The organism is Micromonospora sp. NBC_00860 (assembly GCF_045207375.1).
Taxonomy (GTDB): Bacteria; Actinomycetota; Actinomycetes; order Mycobacteriales; family Micromonosporaceae; genus Micromonospora; species Micromonospora vinacea.
Genome location: NZ_CP108825.1, coordinates 2,228,045 through 2,242,646 on the forward strand (window position 1 = coordinate 2,228,045; position 14,602 = coordinate 2,242,646).

Here is a 14,602-nt window from a genome sequence, read left to right on the forward strand (position 1 = left end):
GCGCGCTGGCGCGACGCGCCACAACACTGAGCCTGCCGGTTCGCTCGCTCCGCTCGCTCACGGTTGCGCCACCCGTCGGCGGGTGACCAGCCACAGGAAGAGCGGGCCGCCCAGCACGGCGGTCACCATGCCGACCTGGAGTTCCCCGGGGCGGCCCAGCACCCGGCCGAGCACGTCCGCGCCGAGCAGCAACGCGGGCGCCAGCACCGCGCAGTACGGAAGCAGCCAGCGCAGGTCCGGGCCGGTCAGGGCGCGGACCAGGTGCGGCACCAGCAGCCCGACGAAGACGATCGGCCCGCACGCGGCGGTCGCCGCGCCGCAGAGCAGGGTGACCGCGACGATCACAGCGGCGCGGATGAGTGCGGGTCGAGCGCCGAGGGCTCGCGCTGCGTCGTCGCCGAGCGCGAGCGCGTTCAGCGGGCGGGCGGCACCGAGCGCGACCAGCAGCCCGACCAGGATGAACGGCAGCACGCGGGTCACCGTCGCGGAGTCCGCGCTGGCCAGTGAGCCGACCGTCCAGAAACGCAGCCGCTCCAGCGACGCGGTGTCCAGCAGCATCACCGCGCTCACGTACGAGTAGAGGGTGGCGTTGAGCGCCGCCCCGGCCAGCGCGAGTCGGGCCGGGGTGGCGCCGCGTCCGCCGCCCACGGCGTAGACGAGCGCGGTCACTGCCGCCGCGCCGAGCAGCGCGAACCAGACGTACCCACCGGCGGCGGTGACGCCCAGGAAGGCGGCGGTGGCGACGGCCGCGGACGCGCCGGCGTTGATGCCGAGCAGCCCGGGGTCGGCGAGCGGGTTGCGGGTGAGGGCCTGCATGACCGCGCCCGCCACACCGAGGGCGGCGCCGGCGAGCAGCCCGAGCAGGGTGCGGGGCAGGCGCATCCGGTGCACAACGGCGTACTCGGTGGCGTCGCGATGCAGTAACCCGGACCAGACGTCGGCGAGCGGCATGGCCTTCGCGCCGACCGCGATGCTGAGCACCACGATCACCGCGAGCAGTGCCACGGCGATGACCAGGCCGGCGGCGCGGACCGCCCGACGGCCACGCCGGCTCGGGGGTGGCGCCGTTTCCCTGACCGGCACGGAAGGTGCCGGTCGGGTGACGGTGGGTGTGGCGTCCAGCGTGGGCTCCGGGGTGGTGGCGACACGGCGAACCGCTGTTGACAATGACCGAGGTTAGGCTAACCTAACCCCGCTGCCCTGGTCGAGTCCGGCCAACCCCTGATCGAAAGACAACACCATGCCCGATGCCCTGTCCGCCCGCCGCCTCTCCCGCCGTGGCCTGCTGGCCGCCGGTGGCGCTGCCACGCTGGCCACCCTGCTCGCCGCCTGCGGCAAGGACGACGCCGCGAAGCCCGCCGCCGGCAACGGAAGTGGCCCCTGGTCGTTCACCGACGACCGCGGCACGAAGGTCGAGGCCGCAGCCCGTCCGACCCGCGTGGTGGCCTTCACCGGAGTGGCGGCGGCCCTGATCGATTTCGGTCTCGACAAGCAGCTCGTGGGCGTGTTCGGTGAGACCAAGCGCGCCGACGGCACCGCCGACCCGCAGGCCGGCGACCTGAACGTCGAGGGCGTCGAGATCCTCGGCAACGTGTGGGGCGAGTTCAGCCTGGAGAAGTACGCGGCGCTGCGCCCCGAACTGCTGGTCACCCACATGTACGACCCGGACGCGCTCTGGTACGTGCCGGACGAGAGCAAGGCCAAGATCCTCCCGCTGGCGCCCAGTGTGGCGATCACCACCGCCCGGGTGCCGATGACCAAGCCCATCGAGCGGTACGCGGCGCTGGCCGAATCGCTCGGCGCGGACCTCTCCGCGAAGAAGGTCACCGACGGAAAGGCCCGCTTCGACGCCGCCGCCGAGGCGGTCCGGCAGGCGGTCAAGGCCAACCCCGGGATCAAGGTGATGGCCTGCTCCGGCAGCCCCGACCTCTTCTACGTCTCCAATCCGAAGGTCAGCACCGACCTGATGTACTTCGCCGAGTTGGGCGTCGACATCGTCATCCCCACCAAGCTCGAAGCCGGCGACTACTTCGAGGCGCTGAGCTGGGAGAGCGCCGGCAAGTTCCCGGCCGATTTGATCCTGCTGGACAACCGCAGCACCGCGTTGCAGGCCAAGGACCTCACCGCCAAGCCGACCTGGCAGCAACTGCCGGCGGTCAAGGCCAACCAGGTGAGCCCGTGGGACGCGGTACCCCGCTTCTCGTACGCCGGCTCCGCGCCGCTGCTGGAGAACCTCGCCACCGCCATCCGGAACGCGAAGAAGGTCAGCTGACGCCATGAGTACGAGCGCCGCCGCACCGATCGCCTCGCAGTACCGCTTCTACGCCGCGCACGTCGTCCGGGCCCGCCGGGTCGGCGCCTCGCTGATCCGGGTCACCTTCGGCGGCGCGGAACTGGCCGACTTCGCCGGCGGCGGCCGGGACCAGAGCGTCTCGCTGTTCCTGCCGCACCCGGGGCAGCACGCCCCGGTGGTCCCGGTCGAGCAGGGCGAGGACTGGTTCGGCGGCTGGCGGGCGCTGCCGGCGGACGTCCGCGCGGTGCTGCGCTCGTATACCATCCGGCAGCACCGCCCGGCTGACACCGCTGTCGACATCGACTTCGTCAGCCACGGCGACACCGGCCCCGCCTCCCGCTGGGCGTCCCTGGCCGGTCCCGGCGACCGGGTGTTGCTGCTCGGCCCGGCGGTGCCCGACAACCGCAGCGTCTGCTTCCGCCCGCCGGACGGCACGGACCTGGTGCTGCTCGCCGCCGACGAGACCGCGCTGCCGGCCGTCGAGGGCATCCTGGCCTGGCTGCCTGCCGGCACCCGCGTCCGCGCCTGGATCGAGGTGCCGGACGCCGCCGACATCACCGACCTGCCCACCGACGCCGAAGCCGAGATCAGGTGGATCGTGCGGGGCAGCACCCCGCCCGGCAGTGGCCTGCTGGTCAGCTCCGTTCGCGCCGCCCGGTTCCCCACCGGCGGCACCCCGTACGCCTGGATCGCCGGTGAGTCCGGCGTGGTGCGGGCGCTGCGCCGGCACCTCGTCGACGAGCGTGGTCTGGACCGCCGGAGGGTGACCTTCGCCGGCTACTGGCGACGTGGACTGTCCGAAGAGGACCTGCGTGCCGAGGCGCTGGCCGGCGCCACCGCCTGACTGACGACCCCAACCGACCGGCAGCACTGCCCCGAGGCGCACCGCCGCGCCGGGGAGGGTTCCGTCTGCCCCTCGTCGAAAACGTGGAAGGACATTCCGTGACCGTGCCGACGTACCCCGTCGAGACCACCACGCCGCCACCGGCGTCAACCGCCGCGCGGGCCCAGCTGCTGCACGGCGGCTCGGTCGAGCAGTACCGCCGGACGATCGCCGACGGCGTGGACCGGGTCGCCCGCCGAGTAGCCACGGTGGACCGCCCCGGGACCGGGATCACGCCGGCCGAGCTGGCCCCCCTGGTCGACCGGGTGGACCTGGACCGTCCGCTGGGCGACGCCGGCGCCGCACTGGACGAGCTGGAGAACGTCTACCTGCGCGACGCCGTCTGGTTCCACCACCCCCGCTACCTGGCCCACCTGAACTGCCCGGTGGCCATCCCGGCACTGCTCGGTGAGGCGGTGCTCACCGCCGTGAACTCCTCGCTGGACACCTGGGACCAGAGCGCCGGGGCCACCCTCATCGAGCGCCGGCTGATCGACTGGACGGCCGAGCGGATCGGCCTCGGCCCCCGCGCCGACGGCGTCTTCACCAGCGGCGGCAGCCAGTCCAACCTCCAGGCGCTGCTGCTGGCCCGGGAAGAGGCGTGCGCCGACGCCATCGGCCCGGCGGCGCGCGCCGAACTGCTGCCCCGGCTGCGGGTGATCACCTCCGCCGCCGGTCACTTCAGCGTGCAGAAGTCGGCCAAACTGCTCGGCCTCGCCCCGGACGCGGTGATCGCGGTGGCCACCGACACCCGCCGGCGGATCAGCGCGGCGGCCGTCCGCGAGGAGATCGTGCGGTGCCGCCAGGCCGGGCTGGTGGTGATGGCCGTCGTCGGCACCGCCGGCACCACCGACTTCGGCTCGATCGACCCGCTCACCGAACTGGCCGGGATCTGCGCGGCAGCCGGCGTCTGGCTGCACGTGGACGCCGCGTACGGCTGCGGTCTGCTCGTCTCGCCGACGCGCCGGCACCTGCTCGACGGCATCGAGCGGGCCGACTCGGTGACCGTCGACTTCCACAAGTCGTTCTTCCAGCCGGTCAGCTCCAGCGCGCTGCTGGTCCGCGACCGGGGGACGCTGCGGCACGTCACCTACCACGCCGACTACCTCAACCCGGCCCGGATGGTGGAGCAGCGCATCCCCAACCAGGTCGACAAGAGCTTGCAGACCACCCGCCGTTTCGACGCGCTGAAGCTCTGGCTCACCCTGCGCGTGATGGGCCCGGACGCGCTCGGCGGGCTCTTCGACGAGGTCGTCGACCGGGCCGCCGACGCCTGGCAACTGGTCAGCGAGGACCCGCGCTTCGAGGTCGTGACGCGCTCCGAGCTGAGCACCGTGGTGTTCCGCTACCTGCCCACCGGCCCTGGCCGGGAGCTGGCCGACGCCGCCAACCTGCACGCCCGGGAGGCCCTCGCGGCGTCCGGTCTCGCAGTGGTCGCCGGGACCCGGGTGGACGGCCGGCACTTCCTGAAGTTCACACTGCTCAACCCGGCCACCACCGTCGACGACGTCGGGTACGTGCTCGACCTGATCGCCACCCACGCCGGCCGGTACGTGCACGACCACGTCGAGGCCGACCTGACCTGCCACGTCGGCTGACGCCGATGAACCTGCACCGTCGGCTGACGCCGGTGACCACGAACCCGCGCCTGGAGACCCCGATGTCCACCCACGACTTCATCGCCATCGGGTTGGGCCCGTACAACCTGGGCCTGGCCTGCCTCACCGCGCCGATCGACGAACTCGACGGGGTGTTCCTGGAGGCCCGGCCGAGCCTCGCCTGGCACCCCGGCATGCTGCTGGAGTCGGCCCGGTTGCAGACCCCGTTCATCGCCGACCTGGTCAGCCTCGCCGACCCGACCTCGCCGTACTCCTTCCTCAACTACCTCAAGGAGATCGGCCGCCTCTACCCGTTCTACATCCGGGAGAGCTTCTACCCGCTGCGCAGCGAGTACGACGCGTACTGCCGGTGGGCGGCGGCGAAACTGCCGAACCTGCGCTTCGGCCAGAGCGTGACCACTGTGGAGTACGACAGCGCCGACGAGCGGTACGTGGTGCGGGCCAGCACCGGCGCGGGGGAGACTGTGGAATACCGGGCCCGGCACCTGGTGCTCGGCACCGGTACCCCGCCGCACCTGCCCCCGGCCGTGGCCGAACTGCCCGGCGACGCCGTGCACAACTCCCGCTACCTGGAGCACCGTGCGGCGCTGCGCACCAAGCGCAGCATCACGGTGGTGGGCAGCGGGCAGAGCGCCGCCGAGATCTACCACGACCTGCTCGGCGACATCGACCGGTACGGCTACCAGCTCAACTGGGTGACCCGGTCGCCGCGGTTCTTCCCGCTCGAATACACCAAGCTGACGCTGGAGATGACCTCACCGGACTACGTGGACTACTTCCACGCGCTGCCCGAGGCGACCCGCTACCGGCTGGAGTCCGAGCAGAAGGGCCTGTTCAAGGGGATCAACGCCGACCTGATCAACGACATCTTCGACCTGCTCTACGCGCACAGCGTCGACGGGCCGGTGAACACCCGCCTGCTCACCAACACCGAACTGGTCAGCGCCGACCACCAGGACGGGCAGTACACGCTGGGGTTGCGTCAGGTGGAGCAGGAACGCGAGTTCGCCCTGCGTACCGAGGGGTTGGTGCTGGCCACCGGCTACCACTACCGGGTGCCGGAGTTCCTGGCGCCGGTGCGAGACCGGATCCGCTGGGACGCGCACGGCCGCTTCGATGTGGCCCGTAACTACAGCATCGACCACAGCGGGCGGGGCATCTTCCTGCAGAACGCGGGCACCCACACGCACAGCATCACCTCACCGGACCTGGGCATGGGCGCCTACCGCAACTCCTGGATCATCAGTGAGCTGCTCGGCCGGGAGCACTACCCGATCGAGAAGAGCATCACCTTCCAGGAGTTCGGGGTGTCGTCGTGACCACCGTCTTCACACGCGTCGACGAGGGGCTCGGTGAGTTCGCGCTGCGGCCGCTCGATCCGGACGTCGACGCGGCGCTGCTGCACACCTGGGTGACCCACCCGAAGGCGGCGTTCTGGATGATGCAGGACGCCGACCCGGCCCAGGTCGCCGAGGAGTACCGGCGCATCGCCGAGCACCCGCACCACGACGCGTACCTCGGCCTGTGGCGGGGGAGTCCCGCCTTCCTCGCGGAGCGCTACGACCCGGCCCACGTCGAGCTGGTCGGCCTGTACGACCACCAGCCCGGTGACGTGGGGATGCACTTCCTCTGCGCGCCGGTCGACGCGCCGGTGCACGGCTTCACCCGGGCGGTGATCGGCACCGTCATGGCGTGGCTCTTCGACGACCCGACGACCCGGCGGGTGGTGGTCGAACCGGACGTGCGCAACACCGCCGTGCACGCGCTGAACGCCGCCGTCGGCTTCACCGTCGTCGGACCGATCGCCAAGCCCGAGAAGGACGCGCTGCTCAGCGTCTGCACCCGAGCCCAGTTCCAGGCTGCCGCCGACCGCGCCGCCGCCGACCGCGCTGCCGCCACCCGAACCGAAGGAGCCCCGGCGTGACCACCACCGCCGTCCCCACCCACCCGCCCGTCGCCGCCGCGCACAGCGCCTCGGGCGACCCGGTCGGGCACCTCACCCCGCAGCGTTGGGCCCGGGCCAACCGGCTGCTGGTCCGCAAGGCGCTCTCCGAGTTCACCCACGAGCGGCTGCTCAGCCCGGAAGCCGTGTCCGGCCCCGACGACCGGCAGTGGTACGAGGTCCGCAGCGACGACGGCACTGTCACCTACCGGTTCGCGGCACGGGTGCTCGCCCTGGCGCACTGGCAGATCGACGCGGACAGCATCACCCGACACCGCGACGGCACGTCAGTGGCCCCGGACGCGGTGGACCTCATCGTCGAACTGCGCGACACCCTCGGACTCTCCGCGCGGGTGCTCCCGGTCTACCTGGAGGAGATCACCTCGACGCTGGCGGGTACGGCGTACAAGCTGGCCCAGGCCGCGCCGAGCGCCGCCGAGCTGGCCGAGGCGGACTTCCAGACCATCGAGACCTCGATGACCGAGGGCCACCCCTGTTTCGTGGCGAACAACGGCCGGCTCGGCTTCGGCGTCGACGAGTACCACCGGTACGCCCCGGAGGCCGCCGCGCCGGTGCGGCTGGAGTGGCTGGCCGCGCACCGGGACCACTCGACCTTCAGCAGCGCCACCGACCTCGACTACGACACCCTCATCGAAGGCGAGCTGGACGCCGAGACCCGGGCCCGGTTCGCGGCCACGATGGCCGATCTCGGGCTGGACCTCGCCGACTACCACCTGATCCCGGCGCACCCGTGGCAGTGGTGGAACAAGCTGGCGGTCACCTTCGCCGGCGAGTTGGCCGAGCGGCGGCTGGTGCACCTCGGCTCCGGACCGGACGTGTACCTCGCCCAGCAGTCCATCCGCACCTTCTTCAACGTCAGCGAGCCGGGGCGGCACTACGTCAAGACCGCCCTGTCGGTGCTGAACATGGGCTTCATGCGGGGGTTGTCGGCGGCGTACATGGCGGCCACCCCGGCGATCAACGACTGGCTGGCTGAGCTGATCGCCTCCGACGAGGTGCTGACCGGCACCGGCCTGACCGTCATCCGGGAACGGGCCGCTGTGGGTTACCGGCACCGGCAGTACGAGGCGGCGACCGAGCGCACGTCCCCGTACCGCAAGATGTTGGCCGCCCTGTGGCGGGAGAGCCCGGTGCCCGACCTCGCGTCGGGGGAGCGACTGTCCACCATGGCCGCGCTGCTGCACGTCGACGACGAGGGCGGCTCGCTGGCGGCGGCGCTGATCGCCCGGTCCGGCCTGGCGCCCGAGGTGTGGCTGCGCCGCTACCTGGACGCCTACCTGACCCCGCTGCTGCACAGCTTCTACGCCCACGACCTGGCCTTCATGCCGCACGGCGAGAACGTCATCCTGGTCCTCGACGAGCAGGACACCGTCCAGCGGGTGATCTTCAAGGACATCGCCGAGGAGATCGCGGTGATGAGCGACAGGGTCGAGCTGCCGGCGGCGGTGGAGCGGATCCGCGTCGAGGTGCCCGACGACACCAAGCTGCTGAGCATCTTCACCGACGTGGTGGACTGCTTCCTGCGGCACCTCAACGCGGTCCTGGTCGAGGCCGGTGTGTTCGCCGAGGACGACTTCTGGCGCACTGTCGCGGCCTGCGCCGCCGACTACTTCGACCGGGTGCCGCACCTGGCCGAGCGGGTCCGCCACTACGACCTGTTCGCCCCGGAGTTCACGCTGTCCTGCCTCAACCGGCTGCAACTGCGCGACAACCAGCAGATGATCGACCTGGCGGACCCGTCGGCGGCTCTCCAGTTCGTCGGCACCCTCACCAACCCGCTCGCCGCCCACGCTCCGGCCCGGTGACCGCCGTCGCGTTTGGTTGGTACGCATGCCAACGGGTGCAATAGGCGGATGGGAGTTCTGAGTACCGCCAGCCTGTTCGCCGCCACCCTCACCACCGGTCTGACCGCCGGGCTGTTCGCCGCCTTCGCGTACGCGGTCATGCCGGGTCTGGCCCGCACCGACGACCGGACGTTGGTGCTCGCCATGCGGCGGATCAACGAGTCGATCCTCAACGGATGGTTCGCTGTGTGCTTCGGCGGCGCGCTGCTGTTCACGCTGCTGGCGGCGGCGCTGCACCTGGGGGCCGAGCGTCGGGCGGTGCTGCCGTGGATCGTCGCCGGGCTGTTGCTGTACCTGGTGGTGCTCGGCGTCACCGCGGTGGTCAACGTGCCGCTCAACAACGTGCTGGCCGGCGCCGGCGACGTCGACGACGCCACTGACCTCGCGTCGCTGCGGGCGCGCTTCGAGGTCACCTGGGTACGCGCCAACGTGGTCCGTGCCGTCGCGTCGACCGGCGCCTTCGGGTTGCTGGCGTGGGCGCTGCTGGCCGAGGGCCGGCTGCTCGGCTGAGGCCGGATGGGCGACCGGCCGGGCCTGCGTTGGCTCAGTCGGTCGGGTCTGCCGTGCCGGCTTGCTGGAACGCGCGGGCCAACTGGGCAAGATCGAAGCCCTCGAAGTGCTGGAGGAACCGGCGGCGCACGGCGGCCAGGTGACTGGGCCAGGACTCCTGCAGGCGGGCGTAGCCCGCGTCGGTGAGGACGGCGTTCCAGCCGCGCGCGTCCTCCTCGCACCGTTCCCGCCGGACCAGGCCCTGCGTCTCCAGCCGGATGATCGTACGGGTCATGCCGCTGAGGGAGAGGTAGCAGAGCGCGGCGAGCTCGTTCATGCGCATTCGCCGGTCCGGCGCCTCGGAGAGGTTCATCAGCGCTGTGTACTCGGTGAGCGGGAGCTGACGGTCACCGACCATGTCCGCGTCGATCGCGCGGGGCAGGACGTGCATCACCTGGCCCAGGGCGCGGACTAGGGCTTCCTCGTCCGGGGTGAGGGGTTGCGGAGTCTCTGCGGAGGGGTTGGACATCCTCTTATCATACTTGTTTGACTGAGCAAGTGCTTACCCTCCGTGTGACCACGCCCATAGGCCACATGTTTGCTTGACCAATCAAGCACCGGTTAGCGTTCCCGTCGTCAGGCAAGGACCTCTGAAAGGCGCCACACATGACCAGGATCGGGATCATCCTCGGAAGCACCCGCCCGGGGCGTAACGGCGAGGCCGTCGCCCGCTGGGTGCTCGAGATCGCCAAGCAGCGCTCCGACGCGGAGTACGAGCTGATCGACCTGCTCGACTACCAGCTGCCGCACCTCGACGAGGCGTACCCGCCCTCGATGGGTCAGTACAGCCAGCCGCACACCAAGCGGTGGGCCGAGACGATCGCGTCGTTCGACGGGTTCATCATGGTTACCCCCGAGTACAACCACTCGACCTCGGGTGCCCTGAAGAACGCCATCGACTTCCTCTACGCCGAGTGGAACAACAAGGCCATCGGCTTCGTCAGCTACGGCTCGGTCGGCGGGACGCGCGCCGTGGAACACCTGCGTCTGATCTCCGGTGAGCTGCAGATGGCCGACGTGCGCTCGCAGGTCGCGCTGTCGCTCTTCACCGACTTCGAGAACTTCAGCGTCTTCAAGCCCAACCAGTTCCACCAGGACTCGCTGACCGCCACGCTCGACCAGGTGGTCGCCTGGAGCACCGCGCTCGCGCCGCTGCGCAAGGGCTGAGCCTTAGCGTCTTCCGGAAACGGCCGTGGGGAATCCCGCGGCCGTTTCCGGGCGTTCAGGCACGCGGCGCGTCGGCGAGCAGATCCAGCGAGAGCCGCCACAGTCGCGCAGCCGCGGCCGGGTCGGTCGCGTGGTCGGCGACGCCTCGCAGCGGCGTCTCGGGGCGGTAGGGCACCGCCTGCTCGCCATCCTCGAAGTACCGACCGCCGATGCCCTCCAGTTGCGGCCACGCGGCGAGCAGCACTGAGGTCGCGGCCCCCTGCTGCGGGGTCTTGAAGTCGTACGCCGGAAGGTTCGCGTAGTCCTCCTCGGTGAGATGCCGTCCCAGGTTGGTGGTGACCGCACCCGGGTTGGCCGCGTTGACGGTGATGCCGTCGCCGGCCCAACGCCGGTTCGCCTCCACCGCGAACAGTGCCGTGGCGGTCTTCGACTCGCCGTAGGCGAGAAGACGGTCATAGGGGCGTTCCCGGAAGTTGACGTCCTCGAAGACCATCGGGGCCTGAACGTGGGCGATGGAACTCAGCGACACCACGCGGGCCCGGCCGGCCCCGGCGAGTGCCGGGTACAGCCCGTTGGCGAGCGCGAAGTGACCGAGGTGGTTGGTGGCGAACTGCAACTCCCAGCCCTGCGCGGTGCGCATCTCGGGGGTCGCCGACACCCCGGCGTTGTTGACCAGGATGTGCAGGGGGCCGTCCCACGCGGCCACGAAGGCGGCGACGGACCGCTGGTCGGACAGGTCCAACGGCGTGACCCGGATCAGCCCGTTCGGGGCCCCGGTGCCGATCTCCCGCGCGGTCCGTTCCCCGGCCCGCACGTCCCGTACCGCCACTGTCACCTCGGCGCCCGCCATGGCCAGCGCCCGGGCGGTCTCCACCCCGATGCCCGACGAGGCGCCGGTGACGACGGCGCGCTGCCCGGTCAGGTCGACACCGGCCACGACGTCGGCGGCGGTGGAACGGGCGTCGAACGGTGTGCTGACGCGTGTTTCCGACATGATCGACTTCCTTCGGTGTGTGTCCTCACGTGGCCGAGCCGGCTCGCCGTACAGGCGTACGGTGTGCCGGCACCGCCCTCCGCACCGATCGTGCGCGGGGGTCTGCGCGGACGGCCAACACGCTCTTCCTGACGTGGCTACAGTCTGTTGCTGTGGCCACGCCTGAGCTGCGACAACTGCGGTACTTCCTGGTCCTCGCGGAGGAGCTGAGCTTCACCCGGGCCGCCGCCCGCCTCATGATCGCCCAGCAGTCGCTGTCGCAGCAGATCACCGCCCTGGAACGCGCCCTCGGGGCGAAACTGTTCGACCGCGACAGCCGCGGCACCACCCTCACCGACATCGGCGCTCTGTTCGTGCCCGAGGCGCGCGCCGTGACCGACCGCGCAGAGCAGGCCGTCGCCGTCGTGGGACGGGCCCAGCGGGGCGAGGTCGGCACTCTCCGGCTCGCCTTCCTGGCCACCATCGCCAACCACCTGCTGCCCCCGGTGGTCCGGGTGGTCCGCCACCACCTCCCCGACCTGCACCTGGCCACCGAGACCACCAGCATCGCCACCCTGGTCCAGGGCGTCCTCGACGGCCGGTTCGACGTCGCCTTCACCCGCACCCCGCTGGTTCCCGGCCTGGAGTCCAGGAGACTGACGACCGAACCGGTCTGCGCGGTGCTGCCCGAGGGCCACCCGCTCGCCGGGCGCGACGAGTTGACGCTCGCCGACCTGGCGAACGAACCGTGGGTCATGACGCCGCGCAGCTCCTGGGAACCCTGGCACCGCGCCTACGAGGAGCAGTTCCGGGAGGCGGGCTTCGCACCGACAGTCGTCCAGGAGGAGGCCGCCGTGCAGAGCCTCCTCGGCCTGGTCGCCGCCGGGATCGGCGTCACCCGGCTCGCCTGCTCGGCGGCCAGCCTCCGCCGCACCGGCGTGGTGTTCGTCCCGTTGGCCGGCGCCTACGCGTACACCGAGATGGTGTGGTTGGCGGGCAACACCGCACCCGCGCTGCACCGGTTCCTGGACGTGGTCACGGAGCTCGCGGCGACGACCGACCTCACCAGCACCGGCTGACGGTGCGTCACCCGGCTCAGCGCGTCGCGAGGTGGTGGGTGGCGCCGTCGGCGACGGCGCGCAGCTTGTCGGGGTTGGCGACGTTGTGGATGGTGGTGATGCGGCCGCCCGCGTCGACGTCGAAGGAGAGGGTGGCGACCACCCGGCCCGCACCGCTGAACACCAGCCCAGGCGCCCCGTTGATCTCGACCAGGGCGGCATGCATGTCGTGCGGCGCAACGCCCTGGTAGGGGACGGTGCTGATGGCCGCGAACCACGCGGCGACCTTTTCGGCGCCCCTGATGGGACGCAGGGCCTGGCGGACCTTACCGCCACCGTCCGTCCACAGCGTGACGTCCGGGGACAGCAGCTCCAGCAGGGTGTTGATGTCGCCGCCGGTCGAGGCGGCGAGGAACCGCTCGGTGACCCCGCGCTGCTGCGATCGGTCCGCCGTGAAGCGTGGTCGCTGATCCCGCACGTGCTCGCGAGCACGGCGGGCGGTCTGGCGGACCGCGGCCTCGGAGCGTTCCACCGCCACCGCGATCTCCGCGTGGCTGAAGTCGAAGACCTCCCGCAGGACGAACACGGCACGCTCGAGCGGGCTGAGCGTCTCCAGCACCACCAGCATCGCCATCGACACCGACTCGGCGTCGGTGACGGCGTCGGCATCGGTCAGGACGGGCTCGGGCAACCACGGCCCCACATAGGTTTCGCGGTGATGCCGGGCCGAGCGCAGGTGCTGCATCGCGAGGTTCGACACGATGCGGGCGAGGTACGCCTTGGGGTCGGCCACCTGGGAGCGGTCGGCCGAGGACCACCTGATCCAGGCGTCCTGCACCGCGTCCTCGGCGTCGGCCGCGCTGCCGAGGATCCGGTAGGCGACCGAGAACAGCAGGTTGCGATGACTGTGGAACACCTGCTCGTCGGCGTCCGGCGGGCGCGTCACCGGGCGTCCCTCAGGCGGGTGAAGCGGCCGCCGCGCGGCCAGAACGCACCGGAGGAGGGCAGCCGCGACATGCGGCGGTAGGTCGGCCAGGGTGAAGCGGTCACGGTCTCCTTGTACCAGACCGCCACCCGCCCGGTCAGATACCCGCGGCGAGGGCTGTCGTCGGGGCGGGTGAACTGCACGACCGCATCGTTTCGGCCCAGGCTCACCGGCTTGTGGTAGTAACCGAACCGGAACGGTCGGGGTTGCCTACCCCGCAGCACGCGGGCGATCGAGAGCGCCGCGTGCACGCCGGTCGGCATGCCGCTCTGGCAGGTGCCGTGCAGCATCCCGTAGCCCTGCCGGATCGCGGCCGCATCGCCGATCGCGTACACCTCGGGGTGCGACACCGACCGCAACGCGGGGTCGGTGACGACACGGCCGCGTTCGTCGACGGTCAACCCGGCGGCGGCGGCCAACGGCGCCACCCGGGTGCCTCCCGCCCAGAGGACGACGTCGGCCGCCACGGTTTCCGCGCCGGCCAGCTCGACCCCGTCGGGCCGGACCCTGGTGACCGCCGTTCCCGTGATCATCTGGACGCCGAGGCGGGTCAGCGCGGACCGCAGGTACGCCCGGGCCTTCGGGTTCATGCTCGCCCCCGGATCCTGCTGGCCCACCAGCGTGACAGCGACCTCCGGGTGCCGTTCCGCGATCTCCGCGGCCGCCTCGACCCCGGTCAACCCGCTTCCGACGACGACGACAGTGCCGGTGCCGAGCCGGGTCAGCCGGTCCGCCAGGGTGGTCGCGCCGCTCGGACTGTCCAGGACGTACGCGTGCTCCTCGACGCCCGGGACCGCCGCCGTGTCCGTCACGCTGCCCAACGCGTAGACCAGGGTGTCGTAGCGCAGCACCCGGCTGTCGTCGACGCGGACGGTCTTCGCGTGGGCGTCCACCGCCGTCACCCAGCCGCACACGAACTGCGCACCCGTCGCGGCCAGCAGCTCACTGATGTTCAGCTCGGCGAGCCGCTGCCCGGTCGCCGTCATGTGCAGCCGGAGACGCTCGGTGAATCGCTCCTGCGCGTTGACCACTGTCACCTGCACGTCGGCCCGCCTGGTCCGGGCCGCGAGCTGGGTCGCCGCGGCCATGCCCGCGTAGCCCGCGCCCAGGATCAGGACGCGGTGCGTGTCCGCCGGGACCTGTCGATGCGATGTGCTCATTGTTTCGCCTCTCTGATCGGGTGACGACCACGAGATGCGTGCCGCTCGTCGGTTCGTGACATGGCGGCCCTGTGACGCCCGCCACGGCCAGCGTGGGACGGCCGCGTT

14 protein-coding genes are annotated in these 14,602 nt (G+C 71.4%); 9 read left to right on the forward strand and 5 right to left on the reverse strand.

The genetic code is table 11. From position 1 onward, the window contains the following. Positions 1-57: 57 nt before the first annotated feature. Positions 58-1,005, reverse strand: coding sequence for a FecCD family ABC transporter permease (locus OH804_RS10055; RefSeq protein WP_406066492.1), 948 nt, complete (start codon positions 1,003-1,005; stop codon positions 58-60). Between the two features lie 235 nt (positions 1,006-1,240). On the opposite strand from OH804_RS10055, the gene OH804_RS10060 reads away from it, so the two are divergent. The 7 genes from OH804_RS10060 to OH804_RS10090 all read left to right on the forward strand — a co-directional run bounded on the left by OH804_RS10060 (position 1,241) and on the right by OH804_RS10090 (position 9,112). Then, positions 1,241-2,272, forward strand: a complete 1,032-nt coding sequence (locus OH804_RS10060; protein WP_406064554.1) for an ABC transporter substrate-binding protein — start codon at positions 1,241-1,243, stop codon at positions 2,270-2,272. Between the two features lie 4 nt (positions 2,273-2,276). After that, the gene (locus tag OH804_RS10065; protein WP_406064556.1) at positions 2,277-3,137 is read left to right on the forward strand and encodes a siderophore-interacting protein; all 861 of its coding nucleotides are present in this window, start codon (positions 2,277-2,279) and stop codon (positions 3,135-3,137) included. Between the two features lie 98 nt (positions 3,138-3,235). Beyond that, on the forward strand, positions 3,236-4,774 hold the full coding sequence (locus OH804_RS10070) for an aspartate aminotransferase family protein (protein ID WP_307788722.1): 1,539 nt from the start codon (positions 3,236-3,238) through the stop codon (positions 4,772-4,774). A gap of 62 nt (positions 4,775-4,836) precedes the next feature. Continuing rightward, positions 4,837-6,114 carry a lysine N(6)-hydroxylase/L-ornithine N(5)-oxygenase family protein gene (locus OH804_RS10075; RefSeq protein WP_406066494.1) on the forward strand — a complete coding sequence of 426 codons (1,278 nt, stop codon included), beginning with the start codon at positions 4,837-4,839 and terminating at the stop codon, positions 6,112-6,114. After that, a complete protein-coding gene (locus OH804_RS10080) occupies positions 6,111-6,719 on the forward strand; it encodes a GNAT family N-acetyltransferase (protein WP_406064558.1) in 609 nt (202 codons plus the stop codon). Before OH804_RS10075 ends, OH804_RS10080 begins: the two co-directional genes overlap by 4 nt. Next, positions 6,716-8,563, forward strand: a complete 1,848-nt coding sequence (locus OH804_RS10085; RefSeq protein ID WP_406064560.1) for an IucA/IucC family protein — start codon at positions 6,716-6,718, stop codon at positions 8,561-8,563. Before OH804_RS10080 ends, OH804_RS10085 begins: the two co-directional genes overlap by 4 nt. 48 nt (positions 8,564-8,611) lie before the next feature. Next, on the forward strand, positions 8,612-9,112 hold the full coding sequence (locus OH804_RS10090; RefSeq protein WP_196923362.1) for a DUF1772 domain-containing protein: 501 nt from the start codon (positions 8,612-8,614) through the stop codon (positions 9,110-9,112). 34 nt (positions 9,113-9,146) lie between these two features. Here the strand turns inward: OH804_RS10090 and OH804_RS10095 are convergent, their stop codons facing one another. Beyond that, positions 9,147-9,620, reverse strand: coding sequence for a MarR family winged helix-turn-helix transcriptional regulator (locus OH804_RS10095; RefSeq protein WP_406064562.1), 474 nt, complete (start codon positions 9,618-9,620; stop codon positions 9,147-9,149). A 137-nt stretch (positions 9,621-9,757) separates the two neighbouring features. Here OH804_RS10095 and OH804_RS10100 point away from each other — a divergent pair, with 137 nt between their 5' ends. Continuing rightward, on the forward strand, positions 9,758-10,318 hold the full coding sequence (locus OH804_RS10100; RefSeq protein WP_196923360.1) for an NADPH-dependent FMN reductase: 561 nt from the start codon (positions 9,758-9,760) through the stop codon (positions 10,316-10,318). A 55-nt stretch (positions 10,319-10,373) separates the two neighbouring features. Here OH804_RS10100 and OH804_RS10105 read toward each other — a convergent pair whose 3' ends face one another. After that, on the reverse strand, positions 10,374-11,312 hold the full coding sequence (locus OH804_RS10105) for an SDR family NAD(P)-dependent oxidoreductase (RefSeq protein ID WP_406064565.1): 939 nt from the start codon (positions 11,310-11,312) through the stop codon (positions 10,374-10,376). 152 nt (positions 11,313-11,464) lie between these two features. Here OH804_RS10105 and OH804_RS10110 point away from each other — a divergent pair, with 152 nt between their 5' ends. Further along, entirely contained in the window at positions 11,465-12,370 is a 906-nt protein-coding gene (locus tag OH804_RS10110) for a LysR family transcriptional regulator (RefSeq protein ID WP_406064567.1), read from the forward strand. A gap of 16 nt (positions 12,371-12,386) precedes the next feature. Here OH804_RS10110 and OH804_RS10115 read toward each other — a convergent pair whose 3' ends face one another. Beyond that, entirely contained in the window at positions 12,387-13,295 is a 909-nt protein-coding gene (locus tag OH804_RS10115) for an RNA polymerase sigma-70 factor (protein WP_406064569.1), read from the reverse strand. Continuing rightward, the gene (locus OH804_RS10120) at positions 13,292-14,494 is read right to left on the reverse strand and encodes an NAD(P)/FAD-dependent oxidoreductase (RefSeq protein WP_406064571.1); all 1,203 of its coding nucleotides are present in this window, start codon (positions 14,492-14,494) and stop codon (positions 13,292-13,294) included. The genes OH804_RS10115 and OH804_RS10120 overlap by 4 nt, the downstream gene beginning before the upstream one ends. Between the last annotated feature and the right edge of the window lie 108 nt (positions 14,495-14,602).